20 protein-coding genes and 1 pseudogene are annotated in these 23,788 nt (G+C 40.6%); 9 read left to right on the top strand and 12 right to left on the bottom strand.

Annotated features, from left to right (window positions below; genetic code table 11):
- Positions 1-490: 490 nt before the first annotated feature.
- Positions 491-682 (bottom strand): hypothetical protein, encoded by a 192-nt coding sequence (locus ACGHEH_RS19840; RefSeq protein WP_390448958.1) that lies wholly within the window; start codon positions 680-682, stop codon positions 491-493.
- Between the two features lie 155 nt (positions 683-837).
- Here ACGHEH_RS19840 and sdhC point away from each other — a divergent pair, with 155 nt between their 5' ends.
- Complete coding sequence (gene sdhC / locus ACGHEH_RS19835) at positions 838-1,218, top strand: succinate dehydrogenase, cytochrome b556 subunit (RefSeq protein ID WP_390448955.1); 381 nt, start codon at positions 838-840, stop codon at positions 1,216-1,218.
- Positions 1,215-1,547 carry a succinate dehydrogenase, hydrophobic membrane anchor protein gene (gene sdhD / locus ACGHEH_RS19830; protein ID WP_390448952.1) on the top strand — a complete coding sequence of 111 codons (333 nt, stop codon included), beginning with the start codon at positions 1,215-1,217 and terminating at the stop codon, positions 1,545-1,547. Before sdhC ends, sdhD begins: the two co-directional genes overlap by 4 nt.
- 423 nt (positions 1,548-1,970) lie before the next feature.
- Here sdhD and ACGHEH_RS19825 read toward each other — a convergent pair whose 3' ends face one another.
- On the bottom strand, positions 1,971-3,161 hold the full coding sequence (locus ACGHEH_RS19825) for an acyltransferase family protein (RefSeq protein ID WP_390448949.1): 1,191 nt from the start codon (positions 3,159-3,161) through the stop codon (positions 1,971-1,973).
- 58 nt (positions 3,162-3,219) lie between these two features.
- Positions 3,220-3,804 carry a CIA30 family protein gene (locus tag ACGHEH_RS19820; RefSeq protein WP_390448946.1) on the bottom strand — a complete coding sequence of 195 codons (585 nt, stop codon included), beginning with the start codon at positions 3,802-3,804 and terminating at the stop codon, positions 3,220-3,222.
- Between the two features lie 188 nt (positions 3,805-3,992).
- Here ACGHEH_RS19820 and ACGHEH_RS19815 point away from each other — a divergent pair, with 188 nt between their 5' ends.
- The gene (locus ACGHEH_RS19815) at positions 3,993-5,609 is read left to right on the top strand and encodes an RNA polymerase sigma factor (RefSeq protein ID WP_390448943.1); all 1,617 of its coding nucleotides are present in this window, start codon (positions 3,993-3,995) and stop codon (positions 5,607-5,609) included.
- Between the two features lie 35 nt (positions 5,610-5,644).
- On the opposite strand, the gene chrA is transcribed toward ACGHEH_RS19815, so the two are convergent.
- A complete protein-coding gene (gene chrA / locus ACGHEH_RS19810) occupies positions 5,645-6,799 on the bottom strand; it encodes a chromate efflux transporter (protein WP_390448940.1) in 1,155 nt (384 codons plus the stop codon).
- A gap of 131 nt (positions 6,800-6,930) precedes the next feature.
- On the opposite strand from chrA, the gene ACGHEH_RS19805 reads away from it, so the two are divergent.
- Positions 6,931-7,860, top strand: a complete 930-nt coding sequence (locus tag ACGHEH_RS19805; RefSeq protein ID WP_390448938.1) for a LysR family transcriptional regulator — start codon at positions 6,931-6,933, stop codon at positions 7,858-7,860.
- 54 nt (positions 7,861-7,914) lie between these two features.
- Here ACGHEH_RS19805 and ACGHEH_RS19800 read toward each other — a convergent pair whose 3' ends face one another.
- Positions 7,915-8,649 (bottom strand): spondin domain-containing protein, encoded by a 735-nt coding sequence (locus ACGHEH_RS19800; protein WP_390448936.1) that lies wholly within the window; start codon positions 8,647-8,649, stop codon positions 7,915-7,917.
- Between the two features lie 164 nt (positions 8,650-8,813).
- Between ACGHEH_RS19800 and ACGHEH_RS19795 the strand changes: the two genes are divergently transcribed.
- Entirely contained in the window at positions 8,814-10,004 is a 1,191-nt protein-coding gene (locus ACGHEH_RS19795; RefSeq protein WP_390448934.1) for an alpha/beta hydrolase-fold protein, read from the top strand.
- Between the two features lie 45 nt (positions 10,005-10,049).
- Here ACGHEH_RS19795 and ACGHEH_RS19790 read toward each other — a convergent pair whose 3' ends face one another.
- Entirely contained in the window at positions 10,050-10,763 is a 714-nt protein-coding gene (locus tag ACGHEH_RS19790) for a tellurite resistance TerB family protein (protein WP_390448932.1), read from the bottom strand.
- Between the two features lie 173 nt (positions 10,764-10,936).
- On the opposite strand from ACGHEH_RS19790, the pseudogene ACGHEH_RS19785 reads away from it, so the two are divergent.
- Positions 10,937-11,205 (top strand): annotated as a pseudogene (locus ACGHEH_RS19785) (glyoxalase); the annotation flags it as partial.
- Between the two features lie 81 nt (positions 11,206-11,286).
- On the opposite strand, the gene ACGHEH_RS19780 reads toward ACGHEH_RS19785, so the two are convergent.
- Together ACGHEH_RS19780 and dbpA are read right to left on the bottom strand one after the other, a co-directional pair.
- Positions 11,287-11,688: a disulfide bond formation protein B gene (locus ACGHEH_RS19780; protein ID WP_390448930.1), complete on the bottom strand. Its 402-nt coding sequence runs from the start codon at positions 11,686-11,688 to the stop codon at positions 11,287-11,289.
- 180 nt (positions 11,689-11,868) lie between these two features.
- On the bottom strand, positions 11,869-13,257 hold the full coding sequence (dbpA, locus tag ACGHEH_RS19775) for an ATP-dependent RNA helicase DbpA (RefSeq protein WP_390448927.1): 1,389 nt from the start codon (positions 13,255-13,257) through the stop codon (positions 11,869-11,871).
- A 127-nt stretch (positions 13,258-13,384) separates the two neighbouring features.
- Here dbpA and ACGHEH_RS19770 point away from each other — a divergent pair, with 127 nt between their 5' ends.
- Entirely contained in the window at positions 13,385-14,593 is a 1,209-nt protein-coding gene (locus ACGHEH_RS19770; protein ID WP_390448924.1) for an iron-containing alcohol dehydrogenase, read from the top strand.
- A 46-nt stretch (positions 14,594-14,639) separates the two neighbouring features.
- On the opposite strand, the gene ACGHEH_RS19765 is transcribed toward ACGHEH_RS19770, so the two are convergent.
- Positions 14,640-16,481, bottom strand: a complete 1,842-nt coding sequence (locus ACGHEH_RS19765) for a serine hydrolase domain-containing protein (RefSeq protein ID WP_390448921.1) — start codon at positions 16,479-16,481, stop codon at positions 14,640-14,642.
- A 120-nt stretch (positions 16,482-16,601) separates the two neighbouring features.
- Here ACGHEH_RS19765 and ACGHEH_RS19760 point away from each other — a divergent pair, with 120 nt between their 5' ends.
- Positions 16,602-16,769 carry a hypothetical protein gene (locus ACGHEH_RS19760; protein WP_390448918.1) on the top strand — a complete coding sequence of 56 codons (168 nt, stop codon included), beginning with the start codon at positions 16,602-16,604 and terminating at the stop codon, positions 16,767-16,769.
- A 177-nt stretch (positions 16,770-16,946) separates the two neighbouring features.
- Entirely contained in the window at positions 16,947-18,278 is a 1,332-nt protein-coding gene (locus ACGHEH_RS19755; protein ID WP_390448915.1) for a hypothetical protein, read from the top strand.
- A gap of 11 nt (positions 18,279-18,289) precedes the next feature.
- Here the strand turns inward: ACGHEH_RS19755 and ACGHEH_RS19750 are convergent, their stop codons facing one another.
- The 3 genes from ACGHEH_RS19750 to ACGHEH_RS19740 form a co-directional block, all read right to left on the bottom strand.
- Positions 18,290-20,896 carry a CHASE domain-containing protein gene (locus ACGHEH_RS19750; protein ID WP_390448912.1) on the bottom strand — a complete coding sequence of 869 codons (2,607 nt, stop codon included), beginning with the start codon at positions 20,894-20,896 and terminating at the stop codon, positions 18,290-18,292.
- Between the two features lie 114 nt (positions 20,897-21,010).
- Complete coding sequence (locus ACGHEH_RS19745; RefSeq protein ID WP_390448909.1) at positions 21,011-21,418, bottom strand: ExbD/TolR family protein; 408 nt, start codon at positions 21,416-21,418, stop codon at positions 21,011-21,013.
- Positions 21,419-21,777: 359 nt separating this feature from the next.
- The coding region (locus tag ACGHEH_RS19740) for an insulinase family protein (RefSeq protein WP_390448906.1) at positions 21,778-23,788 on the bottom strand (2,011 nt) is incomplete at its 5' end.

Below are 23,788 nucleotides of genomic sequence, written 5' to 3'. Positions count from 1 at the left end.
GCCAAACTTTGTTGCCAAGTCATTCGCTTATTACTGTTGCTTGGCTTAAATGTCAGTTCATCAATGCCAGGTAATAAGGCGTAATTTAGCGGCGTGTAGGCGTGAGGGATACGTGCTATGCTGGCGGTTGGTAGCAGTTCATGCATATGGCAAACCGACCAGCGTAGTTTTGGAAAACTGAAAAAATTAGAGCCAGGCAAATTGACGCGTTTATCAATAAGAGGTAGAAAGCCAACCATCAATTGCAATGCATTGGCATCAGATTGAGCGTCAATTAATAGTTGTTTAGATGGCTTAGATGCGTGCGTAATGGTTGATATAGATAATAAAACAATGATGCGGCAGTGAGATATAATTTCATGACAAAATCCTTTCAGAACATCTCTAAACATTATTTAGTTTAGTCAATTTTAACAGTATTTAGGTAACTAAGTTGAATAAAAAAGCAGTCAGCAAAGCATACGCTATGTCTATGCTGACTTTTTGGAAATTAGTAATATTGGTGTGAGTCGCAGTGGCATTGTGGGTCGGCATTCAACTCTGAAATACTCAGTGTTTGATGTGTTGAAGTTTGCTCATCCCATACCGTTGCTTGTTGCTTATGAGCATCAATGGCAACAACTTCTACTGGATGATTGTTATATTCCACCCATTCACCGCGCTTTAATTCATTTGCTTGCATAACTAACCTACCTTAACTATTTCTCATGATTGATTACGAATTATACAGTCGTAGAGTTTACTTTTTGTAAAAAATTAAATGTTCAATCAAAAATTGTAAATAAAAATGGTTTGCGTTAGCATTTGTTTTGTTCGTTTGTCTATTGGTACATAAATATGAAAAAAGAAAGGCCAATGAATCTGGCCATAAATACGATTGCTTTACCTGCTACAGCGTATGCATCTATTTTACATAGAGTAAGCGGGGTGATTGTCTGGGTTGCGATGATAGTAGCTATTGTTATTAGTTACTTCGCATTAAAGTCTGAAACTAACTTTGATGAAGTAAGCTCAGTGTTAGAGAGTTATTTTATTGCAAAATTTGTGGTTTGGGGGTTTTTGACAGCACTAGGCTATTACTGTGCGGGAACTGTAAAGCATATTATTCAAGATTTTGGATACTGCGAAGAACTAAAAAGCGGCAAGGTGATTTCATTGGTAGCAATCGCAGTTGGGATTTTGCTTAGCTTATTGGCTATATGGTGGACCTGGTTATGATGAATATACTTAAGTCAGGTTCAAACCAGTGGATTTTTCAACGTTTGAGCAATGCATGTATTGTTGCGTATAGCTTATTGTTAATTTGTTTATTATTTACTGTAGATTTTAGTAGTTTTACCGCAGTTTCTAACTTGTTTCAAAGTACATGGTTTAAAGTGATTACCTCTTTGTGTGTTGTATTTTTCGCTTTTAACAGTGTACTTGCGGGTTGGCAAATTGCAGGAGATTATGTAAAACAAAAACCGCTCAATAAACTGTTTAATATGATATGTATGACTGCAAGTGTAGCCTCGGTTATCATTATTCTCGCAACACTCTGGGGTTAATTCGACCAGAGTTGTTTATTTATCCTGTGCTCAGTTAAATAAACTCAATACTGCTCTTCTTCTAACGGGAAGAGCAGATCTAAAGCTGGTAATACTGTACTTGCAAATAATAAAGAGACAGAGCACGCCCAAAAATAGTTCAATTCAGTATGTGTTTTTATAATCCAAGATACACTCATGCATAACCAAAATATGTTAAATAACATTACGCTTAACTTTGGTTTAAGTGGTTTGGCACAATAAACACAGGTTAAAGGTTCTCGGTTTAATAATGGAAGCCTTTGCGACATACCCAATGATTTATTACAACAAGGGCACTTCCTTGTGAGCAGTTCTCTGAGCATATCATTACATACCAATTGCAAATAGTTATCATTCAATTTTATTGGTTTGTTGTTTAAAATAAAAGCTTAAAATCAATTTTTATTGATAGCGCATGCCTTTTTCTGGTTCACTTTTAGAATTATTTATAAATATATTTTTGAGAAACTTAATACTTTCAATGATCAATAGTGATATTGCGACTGTCGAGGTACAAATAATGAATAACTTGAGTATCAATGGCATGGTTAATTCAGCGACAGCCACTTGTAGCCAAACAACCAAAGGTAAATGCACTAAGTAAAGCCCATAAGAGGTGTCAGCAAGTTTTTGTGTGAATGCATTAGGTTTGTTTGCCAGCTTTTTGAATAAACCAATAAATAGCATGCATGATGTCCACATCATTACTGCATAACTCATTATAAAGGCGACTTTGATTTGTAGATAATACTCGTGCATATATTGCATTTGATAACCAGAGAGCATGACTGCGGCGATACAGCTGCACAACCAAACACCTACTTTAAAAGCGCTCAGCTTCGCAAAATCTGCAAGTGTATTTTGGTGATTAAATAATACCCAGCCAAACAAAAAGAAACCGCTATATATACATAGCACGGGCCATTGTGGTGTTAGGCTTTTATCTGGGGTATCGACCCCCCAGTGTTGCATATACCAAAGGCAAACAGCAGTCAGAGAAACAACAAGTAAGTACGAGCTTTTACTGGTAAGTGTATTAACAATAAATTGCATTGAGTCAGAGAACTTAGGTGCTAATTGAGAAAGCTTGGTATGGAGCAAGTAGAGTAATAATGTCAGAAAAGTAGCCAGAGTGAGGTAGTACAAGAACCACAAATGTGTGCCGACAAATAAACTCATCGATAAGCCCTTAAAATCGCTAAAGCTTGTCACTAAAGCCGCGATTATATTCGCTTCACCTTGCATACTTTCAGCACCCATTATCCAGCCTGACACCAGCAGTGGTCTAAGCAATATCCAGCCTAGTAAAAACGGCAGCACAATTCGTGTAAATCGTGATGTTAAAAACCCTTTTATACCGACTTTTTGTAGTGTCATACAAGAGAAAAAGCCGGCAATTAAAAAGAAAACCTCTAGACGAAACGCGTGACTAATAAACACAAACACCGACACCCAGTCACTGGTTGAAATATCCATCACTGCCCAGCCGATGAAGATAGGTAAAAACGATAGACTGGCATGATAGACAATGCCCAGTAATAAAGCGTACGCACGAACTGCGTCTAAATAGTGCAATCGGGTTGTGGTCGTCATTGTTATGTCTCTCAAAGTGAAGGGAGAGGCCTGCATTCAGGCCTTATTAATTGCATTATTAATAAAAGCCAATTTCATCAATTTGATAATCGAATTTGGCTTGTTGCAGGCTAAACGCCACAATACTTAAGCTATTGAGGGTTTTAGGGTCTAGTGGTGTTTGTGCCGACCATGCGCGTTTCATGTCTTTGAAAGGCAATTTGACGGTATGAAATTGTCCATCCGCTTTGATCATGATTGGAAGTGCATGATAATCGAAGTTATCAATCGCACTGCTATTGGCTGACACCGACAACATGCCTTGGTTGATTTTAACTTTGAGCACAATGCCCTGATATTGGCTGGCATCGAGCTGTTTGCCAAATTCGTTCAGTGGCAATACCGAACTTGCCCAACCCGGCTGACCTCGAGGCGGCACGATATCGCCCTTGGCTGAAAGTAGGCCATTGTTGACGCTTATATGGGTTTTGGTCTTACCGCCGGCACTGGTGTCGTCAATAAAGAGCCTTTCAAAGCCCATATTGTTTTGCGAGGCTGAATTAAAATCATCAACCAGCGTTTGCGACTCTCCCGCCCAGGTGGCATGTGAAAAGGTAATTAGTAGGGTAAGTTTTACGACTTCTATAAAGTGTTTTAATGTCATGTTAGTGTGCTCTATGTTGATTATCGATTGCAAAAAGCCTGCGGCGTTTTTGCTTGGTTTAATCAATAAGTGCCGGTCGATTTGAAAAGGTGACAAAATAAATCACAAAAAATTTTTAAATTTTTGTTGTCACCTTTTGTGTAGAGCAGGCACTTATAAAACAAAGAAGATAAAAACAGGCTTGAGGCATGTTCAATACAGCAAAACAACATAAAACACTTGATGATGCGGCTTTGGTGATGCGCGCGCTTGGCGGCAATAAAAGTGCTTTTTGCGAAATAGTATCGCGCTACCAAACACTACTTTGTTCATTGGCCTATTCTGCCGTGGGCGATATCAAATACAGTGAAGACTTAGCGCAAGATGCATTTGTTGAGGCGTGGAGAAAGCTCGATACATTGCACGACCCAAATAAACTCAAGGCTTGGTTGTGTGGCATTCTTAAATTTAAGATAAGTCACCATTATCGTAAGCAGGCTTCAAATGCAGAAAAATACAGGGAGCAGCTAGAAAGCGCGGAGCATATTGGCGCTGAAAACGCCGAACTTGAGGCCAACGCAATTTCAGCGCAGCAACAAGCGTTGATGTGGCAAGTGCTTGAGCAGCTTGACGATATCTATCGTGCACCGCTGATTTTATTTTACCGAGAGCAGCAATCCGTTGAGCGTGTCGCCAGCGAACTGGATTTATCCCTCGACACTGTAAAGCAGCGCTTGTCGCGAGGTCGGAAGATGATGAAAGAGGTGGTTACTGATCTTGTTGAAGTATCGCTTAAACATTCAAAACCAGGTCTGGCCTTTACTTCTGCGGTCATGTCTGCAATCAGCGACATTGCTCCACCGGCTAAAGTTGCAGCAGGTTTCGGTGCTTTTAAAGCAGGCACAGGGTTTAACTTTGCCAGCATCATGGCTGTGCTAGGTTCAGCATCTGGGTTTGTGAGTGCATATTTTGGTTTGAGAGCCAGTCTTGATCAATCTCGCACTGAGCGAGAAAAAAGCTTAGTGAAGAAAAGCGTATTTTTATTTATGTTCATAGCCGCGCTATTTGTTGGGGTTTTGCTACTACTAAAGCCACTCGCTTCTGCACAGCAAAATTATGTCGATGAAATTACCTTGGTCGCGCATCTTAGCGTATTTATGTTTGTTGCGGCTTATTTTTGGCTAGTGAAATACGCATTTAATGCAATGAAGCATTTAAGGGCGCAAGAGCGGCTTTTTAACACTGATGCCTTTAGCGCAGAGCAAGATAAACCCAATGCCAAGCAAAGGGAGTATATTAGTCCCATTCGTCTGTTCGGTGTGCCCCTGATCCATATGCAATTTGCAATGCCTGAGCAAACCGACAACCCTGCCGTTGGTTGGATAGCTGGTGGGAGTAAAGCATATGGGTTGCTATTTGCATGGGGAGGCGTGGCCGTCGCACCTATTAGTGTTGGTATTATTTCTTTCGGTATTTTAAGTGTGGGGGCTGTAGGCATTGGATTATTAGCAACAGGCACGGTGGCTATAGGTGGTTTGGCATTTGGCGCCTCAGCCATTGGCTATCAGGCATTTTCTTCTTTGTCTTCATTGGCATGGCAAGGGGCTGTGAGTGGTGGTTTTGCAGTTGCCGTAAACGGTGCCATTGGCGCAATTGCGTATGCTGAGCAAGCAAATAACGAACTCGCTGCGCAATTGACGAATTTATCTTTCATTAACCAGTATTATCCTTGGGTGCTTGGACTCATTGCGGTATTTGTGATTGTCCCAGCGGCATGGCATTCGAATAAAGTCAGAGCCAGAATGAGAAAAAACGCGCTGAAATGATCAGCGCGTTTTTTAAGTTATTTTTCAGCTTATCCTCAAACAAGGCCAGTTGCAAAGCCCGTCAACATAAAGAAAACAACCATCCAGATAATAGGCAGTTTAAGCTGTTTCATTAAGTAAAAACCCACTAATACTAAGGCAATATCAAGCGGCTGTAGAACTGCACTAATAAATACAGGTTGATATAGCGCCGCAGCAAGTAGACCAACGACAGCAGCGTTAACACCGGTTAAGGCGCCCGCAACCTTCGGTTTTTGCGCCAGCTGTTGCCAGTTCTTTAATACCGCTAATAATAATAAAAAGCCCGGAAGGAACACCGCCGCTGTGGCAATGAGCGCGCCTGCAATTGGGTTGCTAGGTAGTAGCTCATAGCCAATGTAAGTTGCGAAGGTGAACATAGGCCCAGGCACTGCTTGTGCAGCCGCATAGCCGGTTAAAAATGCATCTTGGCTGAGTTGATCTCCGACGATATTTTGCAGTAGCGGTAGCACCACATGGCCGCCGCCAAATACCAAGCTGCCCGCCTGATAAAAATCATTAAATAAGCCTAACTCTGGCGAGATGTGCGCAGCAAATGGTAACCCTAGCAATAAACCGATAAACAAAATCAGCGGGACGAGATTCGGCTTGAAAGGGCTTGAATTTGAGCCATTTGAGTGGCTTTTTTCTGATTGTAAAAACAGTGTGCCGACAATAGCAGCAAAAACTAATACGGCGATTTGTATCATGATGCTTGGTATGACCAATAGCGCGATTGCCGTGAGCAAGCACAAGCTTACCGATAGCGTGTTTTTACAGAAGTTTTTATACATACCCCAAGTGGCATCGGCAACCACTACCACGGCCAGTAGCTTTAAGCCATGCACCACATTTTGAAAAGCACTGGTATCCATGACTTGGCTTGAAAGTAGGGCTAAGCCTATCATGATCAGAATAGATGGCAGGGTAAAACCTAAAAATGCCGCACAGGCTCCTAACAGGCCGCCGCGTTTATAGCCCAGTGCAAAGCCGACTTGGCTAGAGCCCGGACCCGGTAAAAACTGGCTAAGCGCAACGATTTGTGCATATTCATTATCATTAAGCCACTTCATCTTCTCGACAAAGGTTTTTCGAAAATAGCCGATGTGAGCGGCTGGCCCGCCAAAGCTTATCCAGCCAAGGTAGAAAAAAGTTTTAAAAATAGAAAGCATACGCAAAACGCGAGGTTGTTATAAATATGCCCATAGTGTAAAAATTCACTTAGCATGATTCAAATTAATAGTATTTATGCTAACTATGAATAATTCAGGATTTATAGGGCTAGAGTGAGCTAGAGAAACAAATGGGTAAAGAAGAATTGCAGTGGCGACATATTGATTTAAATCTGCTGGTGGCATTTTCGTATCTGTATCGCCATCGTAGCGTGAGTATTGCCGCAGAGCATGCCTGTGTGAGCCAATCGGCAATGAGTCATAGTCTTGCTCGATTAAGGCAACTTTTAGGTGATGCATTATTTGAAAGAAAGGGACATCAAATGTGTCCCACCGAACGTGCTCATCAGATAGCGCCTAAAATCAGCGTGTTGCTCGACACAGTTTCAGGGCAGATTTTGCAAAGTGAGCCTTTTTCTCCCTGCCATTATCAAGGTGTGTGTCGAATAGGGTTAACCGATTACGCCGAATTGATATTTGCGCCAGCGATTTATGATGCTATTCGAGGGCAAGCTCCTCATGCTCAGATCAGCTTGATAAATGTGAATCGCAATAACTATGAGCAAACCTCTGAGCAAGAAAAGCTCGACATCATTATTGGTAGTATGCCGCTTTTAGCCGATGGGTTTAGCAGTCAGCATCTATACACTGAACAGCATGTGTGTTTGGCTGATTTATCGGCTTTAGATTCATCTATTTTCTCAGCCGATGGCCAATTAAGTTTGCAGTCATTTGCAAAAGTAGAGCATGCTTTAGTGAGCCCCGACGGTAAGCTGGCAACTCAAATTGATAAAACTCTCGCAGAGCATGGTTTATCAAGGCAAGTCACGGTGGCAAGTCGCAATTTTTTAACCATTCAAACCTTGCTTAAAGGGCGCGCCTTGATGGCGATTGTGCCGAAGAAAATGGCAGATTTGGCTACCGAGCAAGGGGGGCTCTCGATGTTAGAGCCGCCGATTGCAGTTGCTGATTTTGATATTGCGATGATCTGGCCTGAAGTGAAAACTCAAGATGACAAAAGCCGTTGGTTACGTAGTGTGTTAAATAAAGTATTGGTATAACGGCTTAAGCCTGAGGTTTAAGCCGACAACAAGTGAAACAGCTCTCAGAAAAAGTTACTGCATTAACTTAATTTCGACGTAACCAATATGTTTACTAGTTTGATAATGTATACCTTCAGCAAAGTCTGTGTCGTCACGTTCGCTTGACAGTAAAGTAATTGGTTCGGAAGGAACTGTAGCTAGGTTACCAGAGTTAAAGCGCAGACCGCTATCACTGCCCGCATCATAAACTTTTAATTCAATGGTTTGGCTCTCAACCCATGTATTGTCATTAAATAAAGATAAGCTGTTAATAGCCACAAACCAATCAGGGCTCGGTGCTATCATCGAAACCACACTTAAAAGCGGGAAGTCTTGGCTGGCTTCAAAGGTAAACGTCACACTGTGGCTGCCATTTGAGATCCCTGACTCATCAATTAGATAATTAGAATGACCTGCATTTTGTATGTCACTGATTTCATTTTTCAATGTACTTTTGCCACCCGTTTCAGCCATTAAAACAATACCTGGCGACGCTACCTCATCACGCTTGAAGATTCCCCCTTCTGAATTATGGGTAAGCCCTATAAGAGGAGAGAAGTGAGTACCACTAGGGTAGTTGGTGGTAAAGTTAGCCGCTGTCCACTCTTGCGTAAAAGTGAGCTCGTAAGTCACTGTATCAGCTGGAGCTGTGCTTGCTGGTGGTGTTCTCGTTGTTGTTTCAGATGTAGAATTAGAACTTGAACTACCACCACACGCAGTTAAAAGGGTAAAGCTTAAAACAGTCGAAAGTTGAATGAGTTTGTTCATAGTTAAACTTGGGTTCATGTCATTTTTTTACAAGACCTGAGACTATAAATATTTATTTCAAAACTGTTTTAATTTTGTTCGAATTAAGCGTACTTAACTTGATGCATAGCGTTATAACTGATTAAATTCGTTAAAAATATTGTGGTAATTTAAGGGAGTTAAAAGTGAGACATATTTGTTTGGTTTTGCTGGTTTTTTGTTTGTTCGGATGTGGTGGTTTTGGCGAAAGTAATCAAGCTAGTACGCATATTATTGAACTGCAGTCTTCGGTTTTAGGAGAAAAGAGACGATTACATCTTCATTTACCCAAACAATATGCAGAGTCTCAACAAAAGTATCCTGTTTTATTTATGACTGATGGTCGAGCAAATCTCCAACATACAATCGCTTCTGTTGAGTTTTTATCATCGCAGGGTCTAATACCTGAGTTAATTATCATCGGTATTGAAAGTAATCAAAACCGCACTCATAACCTTACCCCCACTTATCGCGAAGATAGTTTTGAGGTGCTCCCGATCGATGGTGCAATGCTGCTAAATCAAGATCCCGGCGGCGCTGAGGCGTTTTTAGACTTTATTGCTGATGAAGTTAAACCTTATGTTCAGAAGCACTATCGGGTTTCAGGTTATGATGTATTTGCAGGTCACTCTTTCGGTGGCTTATTTGCGGTTTATAGCTTAGTTAAACAACCAGATCTATTTGACGCTTTTATTGCGATTAGTCCAAGCCTTTGGTGGGATCATCAAGCTTGGCTGGGACATTTAAAGTCGATACCTTTAAATAAATTAAGCGATAAATCGATTTTCTTTGCTGTGGGAGAAGAGGGACCACTGATGGAAGACCCTTATGAGCAAGTGAAGTTATATTTAAATAATCGGTCTATCGATGGGTTTAAGTTTTCAGCTAAGCGCTTTTTAGGAGAAAACCATAATAGTGTGGTTAATCAAGGCATGTATTTTGGTTTGAAATCAATATTCTCTGACTTTGCACTTACGCTTGCAAACACCGCACAAGGTGAGAAGAAGATTTTGGCACATCAAAAACTAGTAAAGGGTAAGTATGGGGTTAAACAGCACCTTGAAAGTCAGCTCGAAGCGTTAGCCTATGGCGCTTTATTTGAAGATAAACAGCAGCTTTCAGTGTCATTGTTCGAATTAATTCTAAAGCGTGAACCCAGCACATTGTCAGCGTATATAGGCTTGGCTTCTATTTATGCAAAACAACAAAATTATAAAAAAGCCATAAGTGTATACGAAAGAGCCTTAAGCCAACCCAAATTGGCCATAGGTAGTCGGGGTCAGATCAATCATCATATAGCCGAGCTTGAAGCTAGGCTATTAAAGGCAAACTTATAATATAGGTCAGTTTGCTTGATGATAAGTGAATCACCAAGCTTTAAGTTAAGCTTGTACGGTAAGCTGGTGGTGAATCGACTGCACCAGCTCTCTCGGTAGACAAAGTTGATTGGCCAATGCCTCAAGGTATTGCCCCGAGATAGACTGGTTTAAATCAATGGCGCTGACACTCGCGGCATAAACTTCAATGCCTGTTTGTGCATCAGGCACTGATTGCACCAATTCTGAGAGTGTCATAGGTTTTCTTAACTCGTCAAATAACATGGCTTTTTCGTTAACAGTCAACTCCATGGTTTCAACTTGCGCAAAGATTTTCTGACGCTCGGTTTCATCAATATGACCATCAGCATAAGCTGCGGCTATCATGGCACGCATAATAATGAGTTGGCCTGAGCCCGACTCATCCTCCACCACCTGTTCAAAGCTTTGCTCCGGCATATAAGCAGGTGTGAAGTCAAAAGTACGACCTTGGTGAGCATGCGCTTGATTGTGGCTACGTTTATTCATGGCGTTGTCATAAGCGCGGCTATCGGCTTGCTGTTGCGCAGCTTTATTTTGCTCTGAATATTCTTTGTAAGCTTTCCAAGCAAGACCGCCTACCGCAGCAAGTGCACCATATTTAACGGCTTTTTTCCCGGTTTTTTTACTTTTCTTACCGCTGACTAAGCTGGTTAAGCCACCGCCGGCGACCCCCCCTAAAAAGCCACTTAGGGCACCTGATTTGTTAAGACTACCAACGAGTTTTTGCAAGTCTTTCATATTTTGTCTCCTTCACTTTTACCTAAACTACTTCATAGGCTGATGTAGTTTGAGTATATCTGTGCCCAGATTAAGAGAAGCTATTTAAAATTAAAAGCCCATATTTGTTACAAAGCATTCGTGGTAGTGCGCTAGTTATGTTGTGATTGCATAATTGTTATTTGAATATATGGCTTTTTGAGTTTAAGACACAGCAATAACCAGAAGAAAATTTTGAATATTGGAAGAGTGGGATCTTCCACTTCTGTGTGCAGGATCCTAATGTTGAAGTACTAGCTGAAAAAGTCGTGGCTGCGGGTGGTAAAAGCGTATGGAAAAACCGCGCTACTATTATCCGAGTGAAAAGCCTTATCGTATGTTTTATATGGCAGATCAGTTTGGCAACATATTAGAAATTTATAGCCATAGCTATGAACTGATTTATAGTGCCGGTGCTTACTAAGTTATTAAGTTAACAAGCTAACCGTTAAAAGGCTTCTCAGAGTGTGAGAAGCCTAATATCGAGACGGTGCAATGCAAACAGTTAGCTATTTGGCTTTTGAGTATGCAAAATAAGTGCAGTCAAACCAATGATGAAAAATAGCGCGCCACCTGAGAGTAAGAAAGGGTCGATAAAAATGTTCTCATTGAAAGAGAATTTACCTGCAGAGATTTTCTTCCAGCCCATAAAGTGCTGATTAGCAGCTACGACTGCACCAAAGAACCCTAATACTAACGCCAAATATTTCGTCAGAAAATGATGCACAAATGGCAAAATCATAATAATACCAAGCAAACCGATAACTGTGCGTTGTGTTCGGCAATATGGACAAATATATACGGCGCCCATTAATTCTACCGTCCAAGCAATGATGCTGACCGCAATGGCAAATAATCCCAGCCAATGACGTTTGGCGATAATGTTTTCTAATGTAAGTTGGTTCATAACACTCTGTTTATAGTCTTATTCAAAAAAAGAGTGATAATATATCATATTTCCTTTTAATCTAATTAATTCTTTTTAGTTATATGTGTTTTGTTCGATGAAGGTGATAAGTGAAGATTAAAAAGCACTGCTACGATTTTTGTGCATATCGTAGCAGTTTGATTGTTTTATACGCTTAAACTATCGATTGATTTTACGCACTCTGAAGTTACGGCCTTTCATTTTACCTTCACCAATCACGTTTAAGGCCTTGCCTGCAACTTTTCGTTCAACAGCAACAAAAGAGGCCATAGCCGTCACTTTAATTTTACCGATTTGGCTGCCTTTAAGCGCATTATTCGCCGTTAAAGCACCTAAAATATCGCCCGGGCGTAGCTTGGCTTTTTTACCGCCATCAATTTGTAGTGTCACCATAGGTGCACGGGTAATTGGGTTGTTAAACACGGCATCACTTGGCAGGTCACTCGGCTCAATGGTGATATCTAAATAATCTTCTAAGGCATTTACTTTGTGAGATTCTTTATAGCTCATCAGTGAACATGCAATGCCCTTGTTGCCAGCGCGACCAGTACGGCCTACTCGGTGAACATGTACTTCAGGGTCGTGGGCAATATGGTAGTTGATCACCATTTCAACATGGTCAACATCAATACCGCGTGCAGCAACATCCGTGGCCACTAAAATGGTTAAGCTCTTATTAGCAAAGCGCACTAAAGTACGGTCACGGTCTTTTTGCTCTAGGTCGCCATGAAGGGCGGCACTATCAAACCCAAGTTGTTGTAACTCATCACATACCGCTTGGCACTCAGCTTTGGTGTTAGCGAATATCACCGCTGAGCTTGGTTGAAACTCAAGTAATAGCTTTTGTACTGCATCTAAGCGCACATCGTTGTTGTCTACTTCATAGAAATATTGGGTGATGTTGCTGTGATCGTGGCTTGCTTCGACCGTCACTTTTTCTGGCGCAGTCATAACGTGCTTAGCCAGTTGCTCAATTTTTGGTGGGAAAGTTGCACTGAACAGTAAGTTCTGACGTTGTGCAGGACAGTGCTCAATAATACATTCAATGGCGTCTTCAAAGCCCATTTCTAGCATGCGGTCGGCTTCATCTAGCACAAAGGTATTTACTTCGCTTAAGTCTAAACGACCTTTGCGTATATGCTCTTCAATACGACCCGGTGTGCCAACAACAATATGCGCGCCATGCTCAAGCGAACCAATTTGTGGGCCCATCGGCGCACCGCCGCACAAAGTAAGTACTTTGATATTGTGAATAGCGCGAGCAAGCTTGCGAATTTCAACCGCAACTTGGTCAGCTAATTCGCGCGTTGGACATACGACCAGCGACTGCACACGAAAACGTTTTACATTGAGGTTATGCAGTAAACCTAAAGAAAATGCGGCCGTTTTACCTGAGCCTGTTTTGCCCTGACCAATCACATCTTTGCCTGCTAAAATTAATGGCAGTGTTTGCGCTTGAATGTCTGTCATGTGTTGATAACCCAATGACTCTAGGTTGTCTAACAAATCGCGAGAAAGGGATGTTTGAGAAAATAGCTGTTGCGTCAAGGTCAGGCTCTTTGATTTACAAAATTGATTGGCGAGAGTATAGCATGGCTTGAGACTCAGGCTTAGCTAGTTTATTGTTGAGTAATTAACCTATTTGATATCATATTTTTAACAAAGGAGTTTTGTTATGCGTGCTGCAATTAATAAATGGGGGATTAAGTTTTTAGCGGGGGCTTTTCCTGCTAACAAACCGACCTTGATAACGGGCAGTGGCGCGATGCTTAAACTGGCTAAGCTAATGATGAATAGTGGTGTACAGCGACCTTTAATCATTGCCGATGACTTTATGACACAAAGCGGTAAACTGTCTGCATTAACGAAGCTTTTAAAAGATGCCAATTGTCAATTTACAGTCTTTGATGAAGTAGTGCCGAATCCGACCATGCTGGAAGTCGAAAACAGTGTGACTCTGGCTCAGAGTATTAAGACTGATGGCATATTTGTGGTCGGTGGGGGGTCTGCGATTGATATTGCCAAAGTGGTTGCTGCGACGCTTACCAATGGCAACAAACCTAAAAAACTCATTGGCATGATGCGCGTAAGGAACAAGCCCCTCCCTTTGTTTGCGGTGCCAACTACATCTGGTACTGGCTCTGAAGTAACCGTTGCTGCGGTGATCTCCGACCCTGTATCACATCAAAAAGCGTTTTTCTTAGACCCTGATTTTGTGCCACTTGCGGCAGGACTCGATACTGATTTACTCGCTTCATTACCGCCTTCGATCACCGCTTATACCGGCATGGACGCGCTGACTCATGCTATTGAAGCATACATTGCGCGTGTGCATTTTAATGATGCACAGAGCGATGCCTTAACTGCAATTCGTTTATTGCTCGAGTATTTACCTCGTGCTTATAAAAACGGTACGGATTTAGAAGCGCGGGAAATGGTCGCGCTTGCCTCGTTTATGGCGGGCTATGCGTTTAGTAAACAAGGCTTGGGCTATGTGCATGCGATTTCTCATCAGCTCAGTGCGCATTACAATACGCCCCATGGTTTAGCCAATGCAGTGGTGTTACCGAGAGTATTAAGATTCAATAAACCGCATTGTTTAAATCAACTTGCTGAGATAGAAAGTGCAATTGCAGGGGAGGGCTCGGACTTGCCCGAACAGCAGTTGGCACATAATTTTATTAAACGAATCGATCAATTGTCTGATGAACTACAAATAGAAAAGTCCCTTGATAGTCTTTTAGAAAAAGACTTTTTTAAGATAGCGAAACAAGCATTACGTGAGGCAAACGGCTCTTATTCTGTGCCCAAAGCGATGAAGCTTAATCACGTGATTCGGATTTTAGATGCGGTAAAAGCAGGCGAGCGAGAAGTCGTGTTTTAAATAGCGCGAGGTTAGTTACTCGCGCTACCTTGGTAGAAACTAAGGTTTAATTCCAACTTTGAATACCTATGACGCCATGAGTAGCGAGATACACGACCACCATTAACTGTAATGCAGCAAATAGACTGGCGATGTAAAAGGCTTTTTTGGTTGTTAACTGGTTATAAAGTAGTTTCAACTTCCATACAGACCATAAAGAAGTTGCTGCCAATAGTAGACTTGAGAGCATGAGGCCCAAAGAGAAAAAACCGATATGACCAAGTCGATCGATGGCTGACATAAGCCCAATAGTTAAGAAAAGTAAAAATAGTAATGCGCTCCAAGCATTGAGTGATAGCGATTGTCTCAGCTGAACTTCAGGTACTGTCAGTTTTTTTCGTCGCCAAGGCCAGTAACAACTATGTAAAATCAAACCAATGAGAAGCAGCAGCCATGTAATTGCGATGACTTTATCAGCCCATGCTTGAAACCCAGAAACCGATTTAAAGACCAAATTACCATAGTGCAACACTTCACCTTCGATGGGATCATTAGCAAACGCCATAACTTCTTCCCCTTGGGGGTTTAACCATTTACCTTGCTCAGAGTAATACAGTGTGCGTTGCCAATTGGCAGGTAATAAAGAAGAGAAGTTTGCAGAGTCTTGTGTCACGGTTAATTTTCTTGTCGCAATCAAACGTTCTAAGAAAAATTGTTTTTCGTTTCTTGGATTAATGTATTGGTAATAACCAGACTGAGCTTTGAATGCTTCAGGTATTTTCGTGTTGGAGAGCTGAAGTTTAGGGTAACTCTTTGCGAGAGTTGTACTGATAAGTTCGGCAATTTCCCTAAAAGCGCGAGGTTGCTCACTATTAAGCAATAGTACAAACCCGACTTGGTGCCTTGGTGAGTAAACAAGTTCTGACATCCACCCAGGTAAAGCGCCATCATGACCGCGATATCGGTGACCTTGATAGTATCTCGAAAAGTTAGCAATACTATAACTCGCGGCAAATCGTTTCAAGTTAGTGCTTTCAGAATGTTCCATTCTATTTAGTGAGTTAGCAGATAAAAGTGGCTCCCCCTGATTGATTAACATCATAGTAAATCGACTCATATCTTCTATGCTGGCACTTAAACTGCCTGAGGGTTGCATTAAAATATGTTTAAACGGCACAGGCTGATGACGTTTATAGCCAGTTGCAGCGTTGTCTTGCGCAAGTGGCTGGGCATAGTTGCTATTTAGCATGTTCAATGGCGTGAAAATATGTTGTTCGACATAATCGGTAAATTTCAAGCCTGATAGTTTTTCAACTATACGTGCGGCGACTGTCGCAGCGGAATTGGTGTAAGCCTGTCGTGTACCCGGATGCCATCGCGACGTGCGACTGTTTGAGTTAATCGCTAACGCGTCATCAAGATTTAAGGCCGGATTATTTTCATAGGCAAATTCGCTCAGTGAAATATCATTCCAGCCTGTGGTGTTTTCTAATAAATGTACTAATCGCAGTGGGTGAGTGTCTTGCCAAGGGTTATGAAACTCCAGCTCAGGATAAAGGTCACTGACTTTATCGCTGAGTTTAACTTTCTTTGTTTCTACCAATTTCATTACGGCAATGCCAATAAACATTTTACTGATTGAGGCAATGCGATATTGGGTATGCTGCTCGGCAAGCGTGTTATTTTTTATATTGGTAACGCCCGAGCCCCTGATAAATGGTGAAGTGCTTTTTTGTAAAATGGTATAAGCCAACGAGGGAAGTTTATATTGTTTAACGATTTTCTGAATATCTTGATCAAGTAATCCTAAATCATGTTTAGTTAATTCAGCAGAGGCTGAAAAACTAAATAGCAAGCATAGCAGACTAATAACTAAGCTCTGATTAATAGCATGAATGACAAATTTCAATGTAAACCCTTTGTTTTTTTATAAGTAAAAAGTAGGTAAAACACTTTTATTGGCTGAGTAATAAAAACACCTAAAAGTATTGTCACTATTTTGTTGGCATTATTCGTGGTAGTCAGTTTAATGATGTGGTTTGTACAGACTGAGTCAGCGGTAGTAAAACCAACTCAATTAAGTGTAAGTAATGTAACAGAACTATCAGGCTCAGAAGTGTTTGCTGATTACCATAGTGACACACAACGACTGGTATTTTTACATAGAGAAATTAAATCGAGTCCGCAGCAAATATAGATCAAAAACCTGACATCTAATTCTCTCAATCGCCTCACATGGGGTACGCAAAATTATACCAATGTATGTTGATCACCAGATGGCAGTAAGCTGGTTTATGGTGCAGGTAATGGCATTGACTATCTGCACTATATTACTGAGTTTGATAAGCAGGGTAATGTAATAAAAACCCAGATATTGAATGATAAAAGTTTAAATAATTTATTTGTGATTGGATGGCTCAAAGCGCAATCAGGCTTATTGTTTGCGGAGCAAGTCAAAAGCACTAAGCAACATAGTATTTATCAATATGATTTAGAGTCAAAGCAGTTAAAAACACTGAGTTACCCCAATGTGGCAGGGAAGGGAGATTACCTAGCCGGGCTCTCTGATGATGGTGCTAAATTGGCCATTTTGAGAGAGGTGAGCAAGCAAAAAGCAGCACTGGTTATTATCGACTTAAAGTCGGGGGATGAAGAAGCCAATGTGATGTTGCCTTTTGCTGCAAGCAAGTTGGTTTGGCACGAAAGTACAGAGATCTTCTTGACCAGTTTTAATGGGCAACTAGCCCATTACAATTTGCTGAGTAAAAAAATAGAACAAGATATAACTCTGCCGGCAAACACCAATGATGTATTTGCCAGTTGTGGTGAGCAGTGTTTGATTTTAAGGCAGCATAATGGTGACTTTTTAGATATTAAAGAGCGCCCACTTCAAGTCACAGGCACAGTTGAACAGAATGGATTATTCAATGGGCGAATATTTAACTATGCTGGGGCTCAAGACTTTCCCTCTTATTTAAATGCTTCAGCCGATCTGGTATTTGCAGAATTAAATAATAAGCAGTTTTCGATAGAACGCATTAACTCACATGGCAAACGTTTTACGCTTGCAGAATTTAATTGCGCTAATACACTGACTGCATTGGTCGCATCGGATGATGGCAACCAATTAGCCGGTATTATTTCTGGGCGGTTATTTATATTGAACACTCGAAAAGCCAAGCCTACACAAAGCCTCAACTTTGTAACTGCGGCTTTAGAGCGCGTTGAAAATCCTATTTGGAGTGCAGATAACCACGCGATTTATGTTGCTCACTTAAAGGGGAATGTGCCAAATATAGTGAAGCTCAATGTACTCAATGGTGAGAGGGAATTTATTGCTTCAGGTTTTTTGAGCTTTAAATCATTAGATGCAGACACATCTGTCGGGGTCGATACCTCACTGACGGCTTGGTTCTTAAAAAAGGGTGAACAAGGTTGGCAAAAGCAGTCGAAACTGGCCCAACTGAACTCAGCAAGCCCTAATCGCTGGCGTATTAGAAATAACGCATTGTATTTTTCTAGAAGAGTGGCAAGAGTGGGTGAAGTTTGTTTTGTGTCTCTCACTAATCCTTCTCAAGATGCGGTGTGCGAAAAAATGGATGATAACCAATTTCGTCTGAACTTTGATATTCACCCTAAGCAACAAGCCATGTTGATGGTTGAGTCATTAAGCGCACAAAGTAATATTGTGCGTTTAACTTGGTGAAAGAGACTTCTTTATACTGAGAGCCATTGTAACAGAGTGCTCTTTAGCTTATGTTTTTGAATGGGTTTAGATAAATAATCACTCATACCGACCGATAGACATTTTTCTTTTTCGCCTTTCATTGCATTTGCTGTGAGGGCAATGATAGGTATTTTTAGATGTAATGATTCTCTGATCTCTTTAGTTGCTTGATACCCATCCATAATTGGCATCATGCAATCCATCAAGATTACATCGAACCTTTTTGGTTGCTGTTTTAGTATGGCGATTGCATCTTGACCATTGTTAGCAGTTACAACGCTTACATTAATTGCATTGAGTATGCCTTTTCCTACAATCTGATTTACTGGGTTGTCTTCGACTAACAAGACATATATTTCTTTAGTTAAAATATTACTTTGCGTTTGTTCATCATCTATCAGTTCTTGGTTGGTTACTAATGCATCAAGGTGTGAGAGCTTTACAGGTATGGAAAAAGTAAATTTACTTCCTTTACCTATTTCACTCATTACTTGAATAGTCCCTTGCATTAATTCGGCTAACTCCCTACAAATACTGAGTCCAAGGCCGGTGCCACCAAATGTTCTGGTAGTCGAGTTATCTGCTTGTTCGAAAGCATTAAATACGCTCTTAACTTGTTCTGCTGTCATGCCAATACCCGTGTCACTGACTTCTATACTTAGTTTCCTTTTTATATTTGAGTTGTCATTGCCTTCATTGAGCCGGACTGTGATAGAAATTTCACCTTTATGGGTAAACTTAAGGGCGTTACTGATCAAGTTATTAATAACTTGGCTTATTCTTAATTCATCAGCAATGATTAGGAGTTCTTTGTTTGTATGCATATGCACAGTAAAGCTTAAGGCTTTATCATAAGCTAGGTGGGTGTGTATTTTAGTGAGGCTATCTATTAACTCGACCAGATTAAATTGGGTTTCTTCAATCGTGAGCTTTCCGGCTTCAATTTTTGATAAATCTAAAATTTCGTTGATTAAACTTAGTAGTGTTTCGGCACTTGAATAAGCCAAATGCGTAAATCTTAGTTGTTCACTATGTTCTTGGGAATTGAGAGCGAGTTCCAAAGCGCCAATCACACCGTTCATAGGAGTCCGAATTTCGTGACTCATGTTAGCTAAAAAGGCTGACTTTAGTTTTGTTGCTTGTTCTGCTTGCTCTTTCGCTTCACCTAATGCCCAAGATTTAAACTCGAGATCTGCAGTGTACTTTGCAAGCTTTTGTTCGTTATTGATTTCATCTGTTTTATCTTCAATTGATATGAAGAAGCCAATAAAGTTGCCATGATTATCGAAGTCGGGAGTATAAGTCGTTTTTAAACTGAGTTGTTTATTTTTTACTGTTTGTTCGTCGATAAAAGAAGTCGCGCTACCAGAAAACACTTTTTCTATATTACTTTGTATCAATGACAGGTTACTTTCTGAGACCGTGTCTTCAATCAGTTTATTTTTATAGAAGTTAGTTGGTTTTTGTAGCCATGATTCAAATTTGTTATTAACAAATTGGTAGCGGCGAGATTTATCAACATAGCCCAGCATGATGGGCACGCTATTGGTGAGGTTTTTAATAAATAAATTACTTTTAGTTAAGCGCTCAGTTTTTTTAGCTACTTCAGCTTTGATCTTTTTGGCAGTTTTTAACTCTTTATAGTAAATGAGCGTTAAAAACATGAAGAACATTAAACTTAAAAGTGCAGAGAGCACAGGCTCAAATGTTTGGTGTGAAGCTATATATGATTGTGGGATTGAGGCTTGTATCATCCATTGCCTGCCCGCAATATTATCAACCGATACAGATACATTAAACGTAGACACATCATTCGCTTTAGGTGCTATTTGAGTTAGTAGTGAGGCTGAAGAGGTAACATCATATAATTTTAAATTACCAAGTGATGTAAACTTATCACTCAAAGCGTCTTTGAGAAAATCAGTTGACTGATAAACTCCTAGTGCAAAGCCTTTTAAATTATTTAATGTCTTTAGTGCACCTTTCTTATAGATTGGTAAAAAAACCAGAAAGCCTTTATCGGGGCCTGTTAATTGTACAAGGTTAACGCCTTCAGTTGCCTGAATAGAGTTCATATTGGCTGCTTTTAGTAAAGTTTCGCGTCTTGCTAAATTGGAGTATAAATCAAAACCAACCGCTGATTCATTACCCATAAATGGTTCTACAATCGAAACGGGGAAATAGAACTCCTTAATTCGCGAAACACGCATTTCATTGTTAATTCTCTCTCTAATTTCAAACCCTTTATATATTTCTTGCTGTAATGCTTCAAATTTTGTTCTGTCTTGGTGTGAGACTTTAGGGATCCACTCAAGTGCCTGAATGGTTTGATGCCGTTTGAGTGCCTGTTGAGCAATACTAGAAAATTCATTTTTACTGACATTATCGGCAGAGGAGTAGACAGAGCGGATCAGATATAAAATTTCAAAATGGACTTGAATTTCTTTTTGTAAATTGTTGGCAATTTGTTCAACTTCAGATTGGTAGTTATTGATGATGGCTGTTCGTTCGATACTTTTCATCCAAAATAAAACTAACCCACTGATGAAAAAGCCTGTTACTGCCAGAACTGTTACTTTTAGTATGCTTGAACTCAAAGTTAAAAACCAAATTGATACAATTAATATAAATTTAGTGGATGAGTATTTTTTTTCCACAAACTGCCAGCTTAATTCTTCTTTGTCACAATTAAGCTGGCATTATTTGTAATACTAATTAGAAGTAACCTCTCCGACCGCTACTGGCGCTGAAGTTTGCTCTTTAATCGCATTTAAAACTGCGACCAGTGTATTGTGTTGGCTATTTTCATGGGCTCTAACACTGATAGCGGTAATGTCTGCATTGGCAGCGAGTTTGGCGATATTTACATTAATTGCTTCAATTTCAACTTGGCGGTTATTTAAATACACCTTGTTGTTGGCATCTATGGTGAACTGTGGGGTCACTTTAGGTGTAACAGACAATGTCGGTGAGTTATTTCGTTCGATGTCTAATACAGCTTCTTTGTTAAAGCTGGCGGTTACAATAAAAAAGATTAATAAGATGAAAACAATGTCTAGCATCGGATTCATGTCTACGCTGAGGTTTTCTTGCATGTGTGCTTTGGCTGTTTTTATCATTTTAGTTTCTCCATGTTGTTTCAATATTTAGCTTAGACCATGCTTGTAACCTTACCTTTAACCTGTTGTTAATATTTACAATCTTTCACAATAAAGCGAGGTTTCTTCTACCAAGAAATAAAAAAGGGTTAACCGTTAGGTTAACCCTTGAGGGCATATGAGTAGGAGCAAGCCCTGATGGGCTTACATTTATACCAATCCTCAATAATACTCAATCATTTTGAGGGACTAAAACGGACGCTAGCTTCGTTAAAAACTTCTTATTTAGAACAACTAAATAGCAAAATTTTCGCCTTGCTATCGCCCCGTTTTCCTTGCCTCAAAATAGATCACTTAATTAAGAGGATTGGTATTACTCTTTAAAGTTGATAGCTGACTTTGCCAGCAAGCTCGGCGATGTTGGTGATCTTCGTTTGACCTTTAATCTCAGCAAACGGCTTGTCTTGGTAGTTTGCACCACGCAGTTGTACGTTGATACGAGACGCTTTAGGATTCGCTAACGTTTCATTGTAGAACTGCTTGATGTCAGCCAGTTTCACGTTTTGAACTTCTGTGATCATTTGTTGCTTAGAATCGTAACTCCAGTTCTCTTTATACCAATCAGAGAAGATAGGAGAGACTTCTTCATACATATTCTTGGCCGATTGCGTCAGCTCTACTAGTACACCTTGCTTCATTGCAGCAAATTGCTCAGGTGTCAGTGCATCTAGCTTGGCTTTGTACTCTACCTTGAAGTCATCAAAACGTTTTTGCGCTTGGACTAAGTCCATGACAGGTGATTGGATATATAGACCAATACTTGCATAGTCATCAATCGGATAGTAGAGCGCACCTACGGCGTAGCCCAATTGCTCCTCGGTTCTTAATTGGTTAAATGCCACATGGCTGAAGTGTTTTGCCAATACCTTTGCAATGGCTTTTTGTTTGAAGCCAGCTTTACGATGAACATGAATATCTAATAAGCCATTGTCAGCAGCTGCGGTATCTTTTTGATAGCTCAAAACCTGTTGCGGTAATGGCGCAATGGTTTTGGTTTTTGCAAAGCTTGTTTGCGTGTGGTCGCTACCAAGGGTTTTGCTGATAACCTCAGCAACGTTTTCTAAATCGCCCTGATTGTAGTTACCAAATGCAAATACACGTGGTTGGTTTGCCTTCAACAGCTTTTCTAAGCGTGCTTTGAAAGTCGCTATATCTAGCTTTTGTGTTGTAGCGATTAATGCGCCATCTTCAAAGTTATTGGCTTCAGTTAAATTCTGAAGGGCAGGGAATAACTGATGAATAGTAAATTGTTTTTGTGCGTTATTGATGCCACGAATAAGGCGATCTTTAGCTTGAGCAAAGTTCGTCTCTGTCACCTCAGGAATGAGGTCAGACAGCATTTCAGCAAGCAGCAAGTTTTGCTTATCAGTGAAACCGTTCAATAACAGACTCATTCCGTTACTCGTCATTGCACGTGTGCTGATACCCGCAACACTAGCTTCAGCTTGTAATAAGCTTTGCTGTAGGTTGTATAGTTCTGACCAAAGTGCGAGAGAAACTTGAGTTTCGATATCTGCATTTGCTGCGCCGGCGTTTAGGTCAATTTTTAAGATACCTTTTGGTTGCTCGGCAAATAATTGACTTGGGTAGTGCCACACTTTCACACCGTCTTTTTCAACTTTAAGCTCAGCGGTCGATTGCTTCATACCCGCTGTTTTTAGGTCGAAGTTTTCAGGTAATAGGCGATTCACTTTTGGTAGTGCTAATGCCACCTGAGTTGGTTTTTTCCAAGTTGCAATTTCGCGCTCAGCAATGTCTTCGATGCGGTATTCACCTGCATAGAAATGTTGTTTCTGATCGACTTTCTCATTTTTGCTGGTATACCAAATACGCAGTGTGTCAGGCGTTAATTGTGATAGCACGTCATCAACCGCTTTGGCATTGAATTGACCAAAATAGTATGGCGCGTTGATGCTATAATTCAGCGGGTAATCTTGCATGCTGTTAACTAACTGAGCTGCATAACTGAATTCGTCGACTTTTTGTAAGAATCTGAACTCGTTATCAAGCGAAGTTTTGATTTCTTTGTAGTACTTTTCATCAACGCCTTTTTCTTTAACTAGGTCGATGTACTGCATGATGATGGCAACGATTTCGTCACGGTTCTGCATACCTAAATCAGTCAGGTTTAGGGTAATAGACATTTCACCGTAGTTACCATAATGGTTTGGCTTAGCACCGGCATTCAATGAGCTGATCCAGCCCAATGCTTTTAGCTGCTGCGCTGGTGTACCAGGCATTTCAGAGTCAAGTAAGTAAGACACAAATGCATTTGGTTTGAACTTAAACTGGTCTTGGTTATTTTTAATGGTGAAATCAAGTTTTAGCTGT

Source organism: Pseudoalteromonas sp. MTN2-4, from assembly GCF_042848605.1.
In the GTDB taxonomy this organism is placed as follows: Bacteria; Pseudomonadota; Gammaproteobacteria; order Enterobacterales; family Alteromonadaceae; genus Pseudoalteromonas.
Note: the sequence above shows the minus strand (reverse complement) of the source record. Positions and strands in the feature narration are given on the sequence as shown.